The organism is Microbacterium sp. H1-D42 (assembly GCF_022637555.1).
GTDB lineage: Bacteria > Actinomycetota > Actinomycetes > Actinomycetales > Microbacteriaceae > Microbacterium.
In genome coordinates, this window is sequence record NZ_CP093342.1 from 1,189,884 (window position 1) to 1,206,097 (window position 16,214).

Annotated in this window: 13 protein-coding genes; 7 read left to right on the forward strand and 6 right to left on the reverse strand. The window is 68.7% G+C overall.

From position 1 onward, the window contains the following. Positions 1 to 9 precede the first annotated feature (9 nt). The 7 genes from MNR00_RS05635 (at position 10) to MNR00_RS05665 (ending at position 9,832) form a co-directional block, all read left to right on the forward strand. Positions 10 to 1,572 (forward strand): ABC transporter ATP-binding protein, encoded by a 1,563-nt coding sequence (locus tag MNR00_RS05635; protein ID WP_241928183.1) that lies wholly within the window; start codon positions 10 to 12, stop codon positions 1,570 to 1,572. Next, positions 1,569 to 2,831: an ABC transporter permease gene (locus MNR00_RS05640; protein ID WP_241928184.1), complete on the forward strand. Its 1,263-nt coding sequence runs from the start codon at positions 1,569 to 1,571 to the stop codon at positions 2,829 to 2,831. The genes MNR00_RS05635 and MNR00_RS05640 overlap by 4 nt, the downstream gene beginning before the upstream one ends. Beyond that, a complete protein-coding gene (locus tag MNR00_RS05645; protein ID WP_241928185.1) occupies positions 2,828 to 4,111 on the forward strand; it encodes an ABC transporter permease in 1,284 nt (427 codons plus the stop codon). Before MNR00_RS05640 ends, MNR00_RS05645 begins: the two co-directional genes overlap by 4 nt. Positions 4,112 to 4,157: 46 nt before the next feature. Further along, positions 4,158 to 4,556 carry a cytidine deaminase gene (locus tag MNR00_RS05650; protein ID WP_241928186.1) on the forward strand — a complete coding sequence of 133 codons (399 nt, stop codon included), beginning with the start codon at positions 4,158 to 4,160 and terminating at the stop codon, positions 4,554 to 4,556. Further along, positions 4,553 to 5,857, forward strand: a complete 1,305-nt coding sequence (locus tag MNR00_RS05655; protein WP_241928187.1) for a thymidine phosphorylase — start codon at positions 4,553 to 4,555, stop codon at positions 5,855 to 5,857. The genes MNR00_RS05650 and MNR00_RS05655 overlap by 4 nt, the downstream gene beginning before the upstream one ends. Then, complete coding sequence (locus MNR00_RS05660; RefSeq protein WP_241928188.1) at positions 5,854 to 6,969, forward strand: adenosine deaminase; 1,116 nt, start codon at positions 5,854 to 5,856, stop codon at positions 6,967 to 6,969. The genes MNR00_RS05655 and MNR00_RS05660 overlap by 4 nt, the downstream gene beginning before the upstream one ends. Positions 6,970 to 7,051: 82 nt before the next feature. Next, positions 7,052 to 9,832 (forward strand): BTAD domain-containing putative transcriptional regulator, encoded by a 2,781-nt coding sequence (locus tag MNR00_RS05665; RefSeq protein ID WP_241928189.1) that lies wholly within the window; start codon positions 7,052 to 7,054, stop codon positions 9,830 to 9,832. A 22-nt stretch (positions 9,833 to 9,854) separates the two neighbouring features. On the opposite strand, the gene MNR00_RS05670 is transcribed toward MNR00_RS05665, so the two are convergent. From MNR00_RS05670 to MNR00_RS05695, 6 genes are all read right to left on the reverse strand, one after another. Further along, positions 9,855 to 10,649: an HAD family hydrolase gene (locus MNR00_RS05670; RefSeq protein ID WP_241928190.1), complete on the reverse strand. Its 795-nt coding sequence runs from the start codon at positions 10,647 to 10,649 to the stop codon at positions 9,855 to 9,857. Further along, a complete protein-coding gene (locus tag MNR00_RS05675) occupies positions 10,649 to 12,061 on the reverse strand; it encodes an MFS transporter (protein ID WP_241928191.1) in 1,413 nt (470 codons plus the stop codon). Before MNR00_RS05675 ends, MNR00_RS05670 begins: the two co-directional genes overlap by 1 nt. Before the next feature lie 107 nt (positions 12,062 to 12,168). Next, positions 12,169 to 12,951 carry an alpha/beta hydrolase gene (locus MNR00_RS05680; protein ID WP_241928192.1) on the reverse strand — a complete coding sequence of 261 codons (783 nt, stop codon included), beginning with the start codon at positions 12,949 to 12,951 and terminating at the stop codon, positions 12,169 to 12,171. Between the two features lie 9 nt (positions 12,952 to 12,960). Next, the gene (locus MNR00_RS05685; RefSeq protein WP_241928193.1) at positions 12,961 to 13,908 is read right to left on the reverse strand and encodes an SDR family oxidoreductase; all 948 of its coding nucleotides are present in this window, start codon (positions 13,906 to 13,908) and stop codon (positions 12,961 to 12,963) included. Beyond that, the gene (locus tag MNR00_RS05690) at positions 13,905 to 14,897 is read right to left on the reverse strand and encodes a bile acid:sodium symporter family protein (protein ID WP_241928769.1); all 993 of its coding nucleotides are present in this window, start codon (positions 14,895 to 14,897) and stop codon (positions 13,905 to 13,907) included. Before MNR00_RS05690 ends, MNR00_RS05685 begins: the two co-directional genes overlap by 4 nt. After that, positions 14,897 to 16,201, reverse strand: coding sequence for an NAD(P)/FAD-dependent oxidoreductase (locus MNR00_RS05695; RefSeq protein WP_241928194.1), 1,305 nt, complete (start codon positions 16,199 to 16,201; stop codon positions 14,897 to 14,899). Before MNR00_RS05695 ends, MNR00_RS05690 begins: the two co-directional genes overlap by 1 nt. Positions 16,202 to 16,214 lie beyond the last annotated feature (13 nt).

Genomic DNA, 16,214 nt, shown 5'->3' on the forward strand with positions numbered 1-16,214 from the left:
GATCGACACATGAAGCTTGAACTGCGCGGCATCACGAAGAGGTTCGGCGCGCTGACGGCCAACGACCACATCGACCTCACGGTCGAGCCAGGCGAGATCCACTGTCTTCTCGGTGAGAACGGCGCGGGAAAGTCGACGCTGATGAACGTGCTGTACGGCCTGTACCAGGCCGATGAGGGCGACATCCTGCTCGACGACGTCGAGCAGCACTTCGCGGGACCAGGAGACGCGATGGCCGCTGGCATCGGCATGGTGCACCAGCACTTCATGCTGATCCCGGTCTTCACCGTCGCCGAGAACGTCATGCTCGGCCACGAGCAGACCACATTCGGCGGACGCCTCGACATCGGCGCCGCGCGCGCCAGGGTGCGCGAGATCTCCGACCGCTTCGGGTTCGATGTCGACCCGGACGCACTCATCGAAGACCTCCCGGTCGGCGTCCAGCAGCGCGTCGAGATCATCAAGGCGCTCTCCCGCGAGGCGAAGGTGCTCGTGTTCGACGAGCCGACCGCGGTACTCACTCCGCAGGAGACCGACGAGCTGATGGCGACGATGCGCCAGCTCAAGGAGCAGGGCACCTCGATCGTGTTCATCACCCACAAGCTCCGCGAGGTGCGCGAGGTCGCCGACCGCATCACGGTCATCCGCCTCGGCAAGGTCGTCGGCGAGGCATCGCCCACCGCGACCAACGCCGAACTGGCATCGCTCATGGTGGGTCGCGCCGTCGAGCTGACCGTCAGCAAGGACGCTGCAGTGCTGCGCGAGAACGGACTCGTCGTCACAGACCTCACCGTCGCCGACGAGGTCGGCACGGTCACGGTGGACCGCGCCTCGTTCGAGGTGCGGGGCGGCGAGGTGCTCGCCATCGCCGGTGTGCAGGGCAACGGCCAGACCGAGCTCACCGAGGCGATCATCGGCCTGCAGAACGACGTGCGCGGCAGCATCCGCCTCGACGGGAAGGAGCTCGTCGGACGCACGGTCAGGCAGATTCTCGAGGCCGGCGTCGGATTCGTCCCTGAGGACCGGAGCGTCGACGGACTGGTCAAGGAGTTCTCCATCTCGGAGAACCTCATGCTCGACCGCTCGCATGGCGCACCCTTCGTCGTCGCCGGCACTGTCCAGCGGGGCCAGCTCGAGAAGTTCGCGCACGACAAGATCGCCGAGTTCGACATCCGCACGCAGGGTCCTGCGCAGTCGGCAGGGCGACTTTCCGGTGGCAACCAGCAGAAGGTCGTGCTGGCCCGAGAGCTGAGCCGTGAACTGTCGCTCTTCGTCGCAGCGCAGCCGACCCGCGGCGTCGACGTCGGCTCGATCGAATTCATCCACAAACGCATCGTCGAGACGCGGGACGCCGGAGTGCCCGTCGTGCTCATCTCCACCGAATTGGATGAGGTCTCGGCACTCGCCGACCGCATCCTGGTGATGTACCGCGGACGGATCGTCGGGATCGTCCCAGGCAACACCTCGCGCGAGAAGCTCGGCCTGATGATGGCCGGCATGTCCGAGGCGGTCGCCTCCGCCGAGAGCTCGACGCAGACGACCCCCGCCGACGCGAACGGAGAGATCGCATGAGCGCCCCGGAGACGCAGACCACGCTCGCCGAGCCGGAGACGAAGGTCGCGCCGTCACGGTGGCAGGTGACGCTGCAGGCCATCGTCACCGGCAACGGCATCATCTCGCTGCTCGCGGTGCTGATCGCGGTCGTCGTCGGCTCGATCATGATCGCCGCGACCGACGAGGACGTGCAGGCCGCGGCCAGCTACTTCTTCGCCCAGCCGATGGACACGTTCGCCGCGATCTGGCAGTCGATCTCGGGCGCATACGCGGCTCTGTTCCGCGGGGCGATCTACAACTACAACGCCGACACGTTCGCCCAGGGGATCAAGCCCCTCACGGAGACGCTCAAGTTCGCGACCCCCCTGATCGCCGCCGGTCTCGGCGTAGGCCTCGCCTTCCGCGCCGGTCTGTTCAACATCGGTGGCCAGGGGCAGATGCTGATGGCCGCAGCCGCGGCCGGGTACGTCGCCACAACGATGGACCTGCCGATCGTGCTGCACCTGATCGTCGCCGTCGTCGCCGGTATGGCAGCCGCCGCAGTGTGGGGTGGCATCGCCGGATACCTCAAGGCCCGAACCGGGGCGCATGAGGTCATCACGACGATCATGCTCAACCACATCGCCTTCTACCTGCTGGCCTGGATGCTCGCCACGCAGGGGCTGCTGCAGGCACCGGGTTCGAGCAACCCCAAGACCGCGCCGATGCCGGAGACGGCGCAGCTGCCGCTGATCCTCGGCCCCAGCTACAAGCTGCACGCCGGCTTCCTGCTCGCGCTTCTCGCCGTGGCATTCACCTGGTGGCTGCTCGAGCGCTCGGCGCTCGGCTTCCGGTTCCGGGCCGTCGGCGAGAACCCGGCTGCTGCCCGCGTGGCGGGAATCGACGTCGGCCGGATGTACTTCGTCGTCATGCTCATCGCCGGTGCGCTTGTCGGCATCGCCGGCGTCAGCCAGGTGCTCGGCACCGAGGTGAACGGCTTCGGCGGTGGGATCGACGCCGGCATCGGCTTCGACGCCATCACCGTCGCCCTGCTCGGACGCTCGTCGCCGCTCGGCATCCTCGGCGCCGGTCTGCTCTTCGGTGCATTCAAGACCGGTGGCTTCGCCATGCAGTCCTCGCAGGGCATCCCTGTCGAGATCATCCTGGTCGTGCAGTCCCTGATCGTGCTGTTCATCGCCGCGCCGCCTCTGGTGCGCGCCATGTTCGGGCTCCCTGAGCCCGGTCGTCCGCCTCGGCGCCGCAAGCGCGCCGCGGCCAAGAAGGAGGTGTCGGCATGAGCGTCACGACCGAGCTGAGCGAAGCGCAGATCGACGAGCCGCGTCGCGTCGCCGTCGTCTCCTGGAAGACTCCGATCATCTTCGGCATCTTCACCGTGCTGTTCGCCCTGCTGCCGTTGCTCGCGCCGCGCGAGGGCGTGACCACGTTCCGGCTCGCCGAGGACAGTGCGGCGATCCCCGTGCCCGACGTCGTGCTTCCGGCCACGCTGACCGCGTGGGTGGCGGTGGCGCTGCTGGCAGTGTGCACCGTGCTCGCCGCCGTCGCCGTGCGCAGCCGCCGCAAGATCTCGCTCTGGCTGATCGTCGGATACGTCGCGGTGCTGCTGATCGGATTCCTCGCCTGGGCAGCAGCCGGGGCGACTCTGCCGATGATCGGCCTTCTCGGCGGCGCGCTCGCGCTGGCGACGCCGCTCATCTACGGTGCGCTCGGCGGCGTGATCGGCGAGCGGGCCGGTGTCGTGAACATCGCCATCGAGGGGCAGCTCCTCGCTGGCGCCTTCACCGCCGCGGTCGCCGCAACCCTGGCCGGCACGCCGTGGGCGGGACTGATCGCGGCCATGGCAGCGGGCATGCTGGTGGCGCTCGTGCTCGGTGTCTTCACGATCACGTACTACGTCAACCAGGTCATCGTCGGCGTCGTGCTGAACGTGCTGGTCGTCGGCATGACCACGTTCCTGTTCCGTCAGGTGCTCGCACCGAACACCGAGACCATGAACAGCCCCGAGACCTTCGGTGTGCTGCCGATCCCGGTGCTCAGCGAGATCCCGGTCCTCGGTCCGATCCTGTTCCAGCAGTCGCTCATCGTGTACCTGATGTACGCGGTGGTCGCCCTCGTCGCCTTCTCGCTGTACCGCACCCGCTGGGGTCTGCGCCTGCGGGCAGTCGGCGAGCACCCGCAGGCGGCCGACACCGTCGGCATCAAGGTGGCGGCGACCCGCTACCGGGCGATCCTGCTCGGCGGTGCCGTCGCAGGCATGGGCGGTGCTTTCTACACACTGGTCTCGGTGCCGCGCTTCAACCAGGAGATGACAGCGGGCGCCGGCTTCATCGCCCTCGCCGCGGTGATCTTCGGCAAGTGGGATCCGATCAAGGCGACTCTGGCTGCGCTGCTGTTCGGCTTCGCCACCAACCTGCAGGGCGTGCTGAGCGTCATCGGGTCGCCGGTGCCGAGCCAGTTCATGCTGATGCTGCCGTACGTCGTCACGATCTTCGCAGTGGCGGGACTGGTCGGGCGTTCGCGACCGCCAGCCGCTGACGGCGAACCGTACATAAAGTCGTAGGCCGCGAGCCTCGAGTCATCAGCAGCAGGCTGGACGAAGGAGAGAGATGACCGACATCGACTGGGACGAGCTGCGTCAAGTCGCGACGGAGGCGATGCGCAAGGCATACGCGCCGTACTCCCGCTACAAGGTGGGTGCAGCGGCGCTCGTCGACGACGGTCGCATCGTCGCCGGATGCAATGTCGAGAACGCCTCGTACGGCGTCACCCTGTGCGCGGAGTGCGCACTGGTCGGAGACCTGCACATGTCGGGCGGCGGTCGCCTCGTCGCCTTCGTATGCGTGAACGGTGACGGACAGACGATCATGCCGTGCGGTCGCTGTCGTCAGCTGCTGTACGAACACGCGACGCCCGACATGCTGCTGGAGACGGTATCGGGCATCCGCACAATCGATGAGGTCCTGCCCGATGCGTTCGGACCGCGAGATCTGGAGGAAGCCCGTTGAGTGAGCCGTTCGACGCAATCGACGTCATCCGCGCGAAGCGCGACGGAGGAGCCGTCCCGGAGCCCGCGCTGCGCTGGATGGTCGACGCCTACACCCGCGGGTACGTCTCTGACGCGCAGATGGCATCCTTCGCGATGGCGATCTTCCAGCGCGGAATGGCGCGCGACGAGATCCGCGTGCTCACCGACGCGATGATCGCCTCCGGCGAGCGGATGAACTTCGCCGGCCTCGGCAAGCGCACCGTCGACAAGCATTCCACCGGTGGCGTCGGCGACAAGATCACGCTGCCGCTCGCGCCGCTGGTCGCCGTCTTCGGCGTCGCAGTTCCCCAGCTCAGCGGTCGCGGTCTCGGGCACACCGGCGGGACGCTCGACAAGCTGGAGTCGATCCCCGGCTGGCGCGCTGCGCTCTCGAACAACGAGATGTTCGCGCAGATGCAGGGTGAGGTCGGTGCGGTGATCTGCGCCGCAGGCTCGGGCCTTGCCCCCGCCGACAAGAAGCTGTACGCGCTGCGGGACGTCACCGGCACGGTCGAGGCGATCCCGCTGATCGCCTCGAGCATCATGTCGAAGAAGATCGCCGAGGGCACTGATGCGCTGGTGCTCGACGTCAAGTTCGGCGGCGGCGCGTTCATGCAGGACATCGACCGCGCCCGCGAGCTCGCCCGCACGATGGTCGCGCTCGGCACTGACTCGGGTGTCTCGACCACTGCGCTGCTGACCGACATGAACACGCCTCTCGGACTCGCGATCGGCAACGCCAACGAGGTCCGGGAGTCGGTCGAGGTGCTCGCAGGCGGGGGACCCGCCGACGTGCGCGAGCTGACCGTGGCCCTGGCTCGCGAGATGCTCTCGCTGGCAGGACAGCCGGATGCTGATGTCGAGGCTGCGCTGGACGACGGTCGCGCGATGGACCGCTGGAACGCGATGATCCGCGCTCAGGACGGCGACCCGAAGGCGCCGCTGCCGCAGCCCAAGGAGACGCACGCAGTCACGGCCGATCGCGACGGCGTGGTCACCCGCATGGATGCACTGCCGTTCGGCATCTCCGCCTGGCGCCTCGGCGCCGGTCGCGCCCGCGCCGAGGACCCGGTGATCCATGCCGCCGGCATCGACCTGGCGGTGAAGCCCGGTGACCGCGTCGTGGCCGGCCAGACCCTGTTCACGCTGTCGGCCGACGACGACGCCCGCTTCGCCCGCGCCCTGGAGGCGCTCGACGGAGCGTACGAGATCGGCGCCGCAGCGCCCGCCGCAACACCCATCGTGCGCGAGCGCATCACCGCTGAGGAGAACACCCGATGACCAGCGACCAGCACGACGACCGCAAGGTGCAGGGACTCTCCCTGCGGCGGCTGCCGAAGATCTCACTGCACGACCACCTCGACGGGGGAGTGCGTCCAGCGACGATCCTCGAACTGGCGGCAGAGGCCGGCATCCCCACCCCGGCGAACGACGCCAGAAGCCTTCGGCGCTGGTTCTCCGAGCAGTCCGATTCCGGATCGCTCACCGAGTATCTGAAGACGTTCGACCTGGTCACCGCCGTGATGCAGACCGAGCAGGCGCTCACCCGCGTCGCCCGCGAGTTCGTCGTCGACCTCTCGCAGGACGGCGTGATCTACGGCGAGGTGCGCTGGGCGCCTGAGCAGCACGTCGCAGGCGGGCTCACCCTCGCGCAGGCCGTCGACGCCGTGCAGCGCGGCATCGAGCAGGGCGAGGACGATGCGGATGCTGCCGGAAGCAGCATCCGGGTGACGCAGATCCTCTCCGCGATGCGGCACGAAGGCCGCGCCAAGGAGGTCGCCGAGGTCGCGGTCGCCTTCCGGGAGCGCGGCGTGGTCGGCTTCGACATCGCAGGCCCAGAGGACGGCTTCCCCGCCTCGCAGCACCGCGACGCGTTCGACTACCTCGCCGCGGAGTTCTTCCCGGTGACGGTGCACGCCGGTGAGGCAGCAGGGCCGGCATCCATCCGCTCCGCTCTCATCGACGGACGCGCGCTGCGGCTCGGTCACGGTGTGCGCATCGCGGAGGACCTGCAGGTCATCGAGCAGGAGGGCGACGAGGTGCAGGTGCAGTTCGGCGATCTCGCTCGCTGGGTGCGCGACCGCGAGATCCCGCTTGAGCTCTCGCCGTCTTCGAATCTGCAGACCGGCGCCATCGCGCAGTGGGGAGACGATCTGGCGGATCATCCGTTCGACCTGCTCTACCAGCTCGGATTCTCGGTCACCGTGAACACCGACAATCGCACGATGAGCGGCACCACTCTGACCCGCGAGCTCGGGCTGCTGATCGACGCGTTCGATTACGACCTCGACGACCTGGAAGCGTTCCAGTTCAACGCCGCGTCTGCCGCCTTCCTGCCTGTGGAGGAACGCGAGGAGCTGGTGGAGATGATCGCGGAGGGCTTCGAGCGCTGACCGGCTCAGCGCTGGCGCCGCTGCTGTGGTGACCCGCGGGGATACTGGCATCTCGGGGTGCGGCAGGCTAAACTCTTCGCTCATGTCCGGCGCGACCGAGGGGGATCCTGCCGCGAGCATCCGCGTTGCGGTTCTCGGCGGTGTGCAGGTGAGCGTCGAAGGAATCGACGCCACTCCGCACGGGCGACTGGCACGCATGCTGATCGCTGCGCTGGTCGTCGGTGTGACGGGCGTGGCAAGTGACGAACTGTGCCGCATTCTCTGGAACGATCTCGAGCAGACAGCGAAGCTGCATCTGCTGGTGCACCGCACCCGTGCCTCGCTGGGACGCGCGGATGCGATCGAGCGCACGGCTGATGGCTATCGGCTGGCTGAATCGACGTGGATCGATCTGGAGGCGCTCGACGACCTCGCCGACCACAGCCCGGTCACAGCGCTGCAGATGGCCGCCGCTGAGCCGTTCGCGGGCATCGCCGGGGAGTTCTTCGACCAAGCGCGACGCGATGTCGCCGACCGCGTCGCCGTGGTGCGGCGAAATGCGTTGCTGGCTGCCGTGCGCCGCGGGGACGATGAACTCGTGCTGCAGTACGTCATAGCGGCACGGGAGGAGGACCCCTACGACGAGGAGCTCACGGCGGCCCAGGTGACAGCGCTGGCCCGCACCGGTCGTTCGGCGGAGGCGCTCACCGAATTCGAGTCGCTGCGGCGTCGGCTCGCGGACGAGCTCGGCACGGCGCCGGGGGAGCCCCTTCAAGAACTGCACCTGCAGCTGCTCGATGGCCGCACTCCGCCACCGGTCACCGTGCTGGCGCAGCTTCCCGCGCATGTGGATGCGGTCATCGGACGTGAAGAAGAGCTGAGCGTCTTGGATGGCCTCGAGGACGGCGTCACGCGTTTGGTGCTGATCTGCGGCATGGGCGGCGCCGGCAAGACCACTCTCGCCCTCTCGTGGGCCGCCAGCCGACGCGAACACTTCGCCGATGGGATCCTGTACGCCGATCTGCGCGGATTCGGGCCGGGAGTCGAGGCTTCCCCGCAGACCGTACTGCAGCAGTTCCTGCGGGCACTCGGACACCGGGTCCCGGCTATGGGCGAGCCGGACGAGTTGGCGGCGCTGTTCCGCAGTGCCACTGCCGGCCGGCGGATGCTCGTCGTCCTCGACAACGTGCGCGCCGAAGCGCAGGCGCGGCCGCTGCTGCCGGGGGGCGACGGGCCGGTCACGCTGGTGACCAGCCGCGAGGCCCTCACCGGACTCGGCGTGCAGGCGCCGGCGCGGACCATCACCGTCGGGCCGCTCGGCGCCGAGGCCGCCGCGGTGCTTGCGGCAGATGCGCTCAGCGCGTCCGGTCGCGCGCCGGATACGGCGATGGCACGCCGTCTGGCGGTTGCCTGCGGAGGCCTGCCGCTTGCGATCGTCGTGGCCGCGCATGCCGCAGATGATGCGTCCGAGCGTGCGTTCCGCGCGCCGATCCTGCCACTGCTGGAGACCGGTGATGACGCGACAGACGTCGCGCAGGTGCTGTCATGGTCGTTGGACGGTCTCGATGAGGTGTCGCAGCGCGTCTTCCGGCTGCTGGGGATGCTGACCTCGCCGATGACCGCGTCCGCAGTCGTGGCGATGGCCGGTGGCGACGTCGCGGAGGCAGCCCGGGCTGTGCGGCGCCTTCGGCGCGCCAACCTGCTGCAGCGCTTCGACGACGCACGCCTGGCACAACACGATCTGGTGCGCGAGCTGGCGGTGCAGGCGCTGGACCACGCGGCTGATGCCGATGAGGTCGCTCGCGCGCGATCACGCCTCGTCGAGTACTACGCGCTCGCGGTCGATGCCGCTGCTGACCTGCTGGACGCCGGCAAGGATCTGTCGTCCATCAAGGTGTTGGATGGGCGGGCGCCGCAGGCGAGCACGCTGCCGGCCGAGGCGCGCCCCGAGGCGCCTGGTGATATCCAGCAGGCGAGCGCATGGATCGATCGGGAGCGGCAGACGATCGTCGACGTGGTGCGCGGTGCGGATGCGGCGGACGACGCTGTGGTCGTTCGGATGCTGCTGCGGTTGCGCGCCTACGCCGTCGGTGACAGCTATCTCAGTGAGGCTGCCGCCCTGTACGGCGAACTGCTGCACCGGGGTGAACGCATCGGTGACGTGGCTGTGCAGGCCGCAGCTCTTCGTCTGATCGGAGGGGTCGAGGTGCACACCAAGGGGCTGTCGGCGTCTCGGCGTCGATTGGAGGCTGCGCTGCCGTTGAGCAGACGGATCGGCGACGAGGAGGGAGAGAGTTCCTGCCTGAACAATCTGGGTGAAGTCGCCCGTCTGGCCGGCGATTTCACCTTGGCCGAGAGCCACTTCGGTGCCGCGCTGGACCTTGCGCGACAGCATCAGGATTACACCCGGATGACGCTGCACCTCGCCAACATCGCCCTGTGCAAGCTCGGGGCGGATCATCTCGCCGACGCCGAGGACTATGCGCAGCGGGCGCTCGAGGCGGCCGGCACCGCAGGATCCGAGCGCGGTCGATCGGTGGCGCTGCGCGTGCGTGCGGATGCGCGTCTGCAGCAGGGACGCCTCGAAGAGGCCACTGCCGATGCCAGGGCAGCGCTGGAGCTCAGCACCCGCATCGCGTATCTGGAAGGCGCCGCGCGGCTGCGCATCCTGCTCGTGCGGCTGCGATTCGCGGAGGGGGCCGAGGACGCGGCGTGCCGAGCGATGCGCGCTCTCGCCACACAGCTCGGGGACGAGGGACTGCCGTGGGAGCAGGGAGAGGCACTGCTCGCCCTCGCCACGCTGCTGGTCAGGACGGGTGCTGATCCCCTCCCTGCGCAGCAGGAGGCCGAGGCACTGCACCGACGGTTCCTGGAGGCCGCCTGACGAAAGCATCTCGCGCTCCGCGTCAGACAGACGAGCGCGCCGACGCGCGCAAGCGCTCCGGAAGCAGCCGGGCGGCCGCAAGCTGCAGGGCTGCCACGACGGCTGCGCTGTCAGAAGGCACCCGCCGCACGTGTGAGCACAGGTCGAGCTCCGGCAGCTGTTCGCCGATCACGATCCCCACGTCGGCGGTGAGCAGCAGGCCGAGGTCGTTGCGATCGTTGCCCAGAGCGAGCAGGCGATCGCCGGACGGATGCAGTCGCCTCACGCCGACGGCCTTGTCCACCCCGCGCGCGACGATGTCAGCATCCCCGGTCACGTGCGGGTACACCTCCGCGGCCGCCCCGACCAGCAGCGCCAGCATGTCGGACCAGATGGCGCCGGCCGCGATGCTGATCTTGAGGACGCCGTCCAGCATCGGCGAGGCCTCGCCGAGGGTGATCCGCTTCTCAGTGCCCATCCAGGGCAGGGCGTCGGGGTGACTGGCCGCGAACCGATCACCGTACTCGAGGCAGAACCCCTGGTCACGCTCGCGCAGCCAGCCGATCAGCATGCGCACCAGCACGGGGTCGAGTTCGGATCGCATGATCGTCGCGCGATCAGTGGCGACCATCGCGCCGTTGCAGCACACCCGCCCGAGATGCTCGCTCAGCGGTGCGAACCATTCGGTGACCACCCGCGGCGACCGCGCTGTCGCGATGGTGACGGCGACATCGTCGCGGTGCGCGAGATCCGTGAGCACTGCGAGGATCGTGTCGTCCGGTCGTCGTCCGCGAAACGAGATGGTGCCATCCAGGTCGGTGGCGACGTGCAGCCCCATCAGGCGACCCCCGCCCCCGCGGGGGCGGGGGTCGGCACGCGCGACGGTGCGAACAGCAGCACAAACGCGGATGCCGTGACGCCGATGCACGCGAAGCCCGCCGACCACAGCAGCGCCGCGGTCAGACCCTCACCCGGCCCGACACCGGCCGGGATCGCCCCGACCAGAGTCAGCACGGCGATGCCCAACGCGCCGCCGACGTTCTGTGCCGTGGTCAGCAGGCCCGCCGTCGTGGCGCGGAAGTCGGCCGGCGTGGCATCCACCGCCCCGACGGAGGCTGCGGGGAAGCACAGCCCGAGCGAGACGCCGACCCCGGCCATCGCCGGGATCATGGCCGTCCACACCGGCAGCGCCTGCTCAGGAAGCGTCTGCGCCTGCACCAGGAGATCCTGAGCCCAGGCCAGCCAGGTCAGACTGAGGACGAAGACGCCGGCACCGAGCGCGAACACCCGAGCCGGACCCCAGAACGTGACCAGCCTGGCACCGAGCCCCGCCGTGAGGCTGAACAGCACCGGCTGCGCCACGATCAGCAGAGCCACGGTCAGCCCGCCGTCGCCGGAGCCGCCGGCGTACGAGAGACTCAGCGCGTACATCGAGCCCACCACGCCGGCGAACAGCCCACCGAGGGCGAGGCATGCAGCGATGAAGCGCGGTTGAGCCAGGACGGCGCGAGGGATTCCCCGCACGCCGCCGCGGACCGCCAGGGCGCAGGTGGCGACGACCAGCACGGCGAGCTGGATCAGCATCCCCAGCGGCGCCGCCGTCGATGCCGAGCCGATCAGGTGCACGGCGAGCATCAGCGCCACGGTCAGCAGCACTCCGCCGATGACGTCGGGGCGTCGGCGCACGCGCTGTTGCGCCGAGGAGATGCCCATGGTCGCGATCAGCACGAGGATCACGGCCGGCACCGAGATGAGAAAGCTCCACCGCCATCCGAACCAGGTCACTGCCGCGCCTGGCACGACGAGCCCGAGTGAGAATCCGACGGCGCCCATGGCGCTGTAGATCGCGACGGCGCGGTTGCGCTGTGCACCCTCCGGCAGGCCAGCCGTGATCAGCGCCAGTGCTGCGGGGGCACTCAGTGCAGCCCCAGCACCCTGCACGATGCGTCCTGCGATCAGCGCCTCCGCAGACCAGGCCAGCGCGCACAGCACGCAACCGACACCGAAGAACACGATGCCGGTGAGGAAGACGCGACGTCGATCGAAGGCGTCGGCGAGACTTCCGGCAATGGGCAGCAGCCCCGCATAGGCGATGAGGAATGCGCTGGCCACGAACTGCAGCTGCCCTTCATCAAGAGCCAACTGCGCGCGCAGCGCACCCACCTGCACATTGATTCCTGACGTGCTCATGCCCTCCAGCAGCAGCGCCAGGCAGATGATGATCATCCGGAAGCGGCTCATGCCGGTCATCCGGACCCCCCTTCTCGGCCGGAGTTTCCGGCCCGCAGGGGAGTGTCACCCGCACCGCTTTCATGCGCCTTTCATGAACGACGTCGAGAAAGTCGGGTGCGGCGGCCTCAGTGCAGCGTCGAGGCGAAGTCGCCGACGAGTTCGGTGACGCGCGCATGCATGTCGTCATCGGAGATCGTCGGTGTGCCGTCACCGGGCTGAGGGCCGTAGTCGCCGAAGGAGGCGTGCGAGGCACCGTCGATCTCGATCATCTCGGCATCCGCTGGAAGCAGGTGTCTGGCGTCCGCGATCTTCTGGGGCGTGGACAGGCCGTCCTCGCTGCCGGACAGGCTCAGCACCGGCAGGTCGGAATCGGACAGGTCGTTCGCGCAGTACGAGGCGAACAGCAGCAGCGCGTCGGCGCCGTCTGCCAGCTGGCAGCCGCGCACACCGCCGAGGGAATGTCCGCCGACCATCCAGGTGTCGATGTCGGGGGCGGCGGAGGTGAAGGCGTCCAGGCCGCGCAGATCGAAGAACGCGAGGTTCAGCCAGGGTCGGGTGATGACGACCGTCACCCCGTCAACGGCTGCGACATCGTGCAGGATCGCGATGTATGCCTCGGGCTGCACTTTCGCGCCGGGGATGAACACGAGACCTTCCGTGGATGCGCCGTCGGCTGGTGTCAGCACGATGCCCTGCGGGGCATCCTCGATCACCAGATCAGGATTCGCCCGTGCCTTGGCGAGTGGCTCCGGCTCGGCGGACATCACGCCGATCTGACTCCACGCGATCGTCCCGACGATGACGAGCACCACGACGGCCAGCAGACCCCACAGCGTCCACCGGAGCGCCCTCGAGCGACGCTTGCGTTGGGCTGCGGGCGTGGTCCCGTCCGTGCGCGTGTTCGGCATCTCTCCAGGCTAATCGCGGGCGACGCCGGGGTGCGTGCGCAGATACTCCTCGAACGCCTCGCTGCTGCTCAGGCGCGGCACGTAGCCGAACGTCTGCTTGAGCCGGGTGTTGTCCAGCACCGGTCGGTAACGAAGGAAGCGCACCTGTTCCGGTCCGTGCGGCGTCATGCGCAGCGCCCTGCCGACGCCGAGGGCGGCGCCGAGGGCCCAGGCGGGCAGCGTCAGCATCCCCTTGCCGAGGCGCGCGGCGATCTCGGGCACGGTCATGCGCCCGTCGCCGGCGACGTTGTAGATGCCGGCGGGGCCTTCGGTGGCGGCCCGCGCCATGGCTCCGGCGACATCGTCGACCCAGACGAACACGAACGGCGAGTCGGAACCGGCGACGCGCAGCAGACGGCTGCCGTCCCAGAGCGCGGTGATCTGGTTGCGGACGGCGGGACCGAGGATCGTTCCGATGCGGAAGATCACCTGCTCGAGCTCGGGGTGGGCGCGACGGGCATCCGCCAGCATCTCCTCGACGAGCCTCTTGTGCTTCGAGTACGGGAACTCGTCGTTGCCGCGCACTGGATCGTCCTCGGTGAGCCAGTCCGGGCTGTCGGGATGGTAGCCGTACGCCGCTCCCGAACTGGAGACGACGATGCGCCGCACGCCCTTCTCGAGGCATGCCGCGAGCACGTTGGCAGTGCCCTCGACGTCGACGCGGTACTCCAGCGCGACGTCACGGCCGGGGTTGACGATCGCCGCCAGGTGCACCACGGTGTCGATGCGGTGCTCCGCGAGAACAGGGGCGAGGGACGCCGCATCCGTCACGTCGAAGCGCGCCGAGACGACGCCGGCCTCTTCAGAGTCGCGTACGTCGCCGCTGACGACGAGATCGACGGAGGGATGCTGCGCCAGCAGTGCCGTCACGTGGGAGCCGAGGAATCCGGCGCCGCCGGTGACGAGGACGCGTGTCATCGGGTGGCCTCAGGTTCAGTATCCGATGCCTCAGCATCCGATGCCTCGGCCGCGACGGCGTGCCGGCTCGCGTCGCCCTGCGCCGAGCCGGTGCGCTTCTTGGTATGCCTGGCCCACAGCGCAGCGACGATCAGCCCGGCGATGATGTCCCAGACGCCCCACCAGCCGGCGACGACGGCCATGCCGCCGAGGCCTCCGAAGAACGCGAAGATCAGGCCGAGTCCGAGCCCGGCGTTGCGGATGCCGACCTCGAAGGTCATCGCCTTGCGCTCTCGGGTGCCGAGGCCGCCGGCGACCGCCGTGCCGTAGCCGATGGCGAGGGCGACCGCATCGTGCACGGCGACGACGATCAGCACGGTGCCGATCACGCTGAGGAAGATGGCCCAGTTGCCGGCGAGGGCGCCGATGATGAAGCCGAGCAGCGCGATCAGGCTGAACCACCGCACGAAGGGCTGCACGCGCTTCGCGAAGCGGGGCAGCCAGGCGCGCAGCAGCAGGCCGAGGGCGAACGGCAGCCCGATGATCAGCACGATCTCCAGCAGCATCTTCCATGGGTCCAGCGCCACCGTGTGCAGGAGTTCGCGCCCGGTGGGGTGCAGCGAGCCCCAGAACGCGATGCTGATCGGCATCGCGACGATGTAGATCAGGTTGCCGACCGCAGTCATCGACACCGACAGGGCGACATTGCCGCCTGAGCGGTGGGTGAGCACCTGCGAGATGTTGCCAGGCGGGCAGCAGGCGACGACGATCATGCCCAGTGCCATCGATGCGCTGACCGGCAGCAGCAGGGTGAGGCCGAAGGTGACAGCCGGCAGCACCAGCAGCTGGGCGAGGATCGCGATGATGAATGGCCTCGGGTGGCGGGCCACCACCTTGAAGTCCTTCGGCGCGGTGTCCAGGGCGATGCCGAACATGATCAGGCCGAGCACGACGTTCAGGATCATCAGGGTGCCGGGGGTGAAGTTCAGCACCAGGTCATCGAAATCCATCACGCCTCCAGGCTGCGGGTCGCGGTGCGCACCGCAGAGCGGTATGCGTCCTTGTTCACGTAGTACGCCATCCTGTCCAGCCCCAGGTAGTTGTACCCGCCGGTGGTGTCGGGCCAGGGGCGGCCGGTCACTCGCGCCCGGAAGGCCGCCGCGGCATCGGGACGGTTCTCGACGGCATCCAGGTAGGCGGAGAGCAGTTCTGCCTGCTCGTAGCGGCCCTGCCAGCCGATGCCGGAGGCCTCGATCATGCCCATCACGTACAGGCCGTTGAACGACGGCGGGAACAGGTTCAGGAACAGGTTCGGCGACGCCTTCTGCCAGTGCAGGTGCTCGCGGTCGACGAACGGGTAGTCGAGCGTGTAGCCGGTGGCGAGCAGGATCAGGTCGTACTGCGCCGATGAGCCGTCCGGATAGTGCGCTGACGGACCGAAGTGCACGGTGTCGCCGTCGAAGCGCTCGATGTCGCCGCGGATGCTGAGATCACCCTGCCCGAGATGGTTCAGGATCAGCGTGTTGACGATCGGGTGCGATTCGTAGATGCGGTAGTCGGGCTTGGGGAACCCGAAGCGCGTCGGGTCGCCGGTGAAGGACTTCAGCACCCTGGTGTCGACGGCCTGCTTCAGTTTGGCCGGCAGTGGACGGCCCTGATTGAGGGTGTCGCTCGGCTTTCCGAACAGATAGCGCGGCACGAAGTAGTAGCCCCGCCGCACGCTCATGTCGACGGAGGCGGCGTGATGGACGGCGTCGACGGCGATGTCGCAGCCGGAATTGCCTGCGCCGATCACCAGCACGCGCTTGCCGGTCAGTTGCGAGGCGCGCTTGTACTGGCTGGTGTGCATGATCTCACCGGCGAATTCGCCGGGGAACGACGGGATGTTCGGTTCGGCGAGCGTGCCGTTGGCGAGCACGACCCCGTCGTAGTGCCGCGGCTCATCGCCCTCGGCGAGCAGCATCCAGCCGTCACCGGAGCCGCCGGACGGCTGCAGCCTCGTCACCTTGGTGTCGAAGCGGAACAGCTCGCGCAGCCGGAACTCGTCGGCGTAAGCGTCGAAGTAGCCCTTGAGCACGCGGTGCCCAGGGTAGTCGGCAGAGGAGTCCATCGGGAACTCCGTGAACTCCGTCGTCGTGCGCGATGAGATCAGATGCGCTGATTCGTACATCGTGCTGCGCGGGTTGTCGATGTCCCACAGGCCGCCGACGCCGGAGGACGCCTCGTAGCCGGTGACGTGGATGCCGCGCCGCTGCAGGGCGCGCGCGGCGGCGAGCCCTGAGGGGCCGGCGCCGATGAGGGCGTATCGGTTCATTTCACTCCTGCAC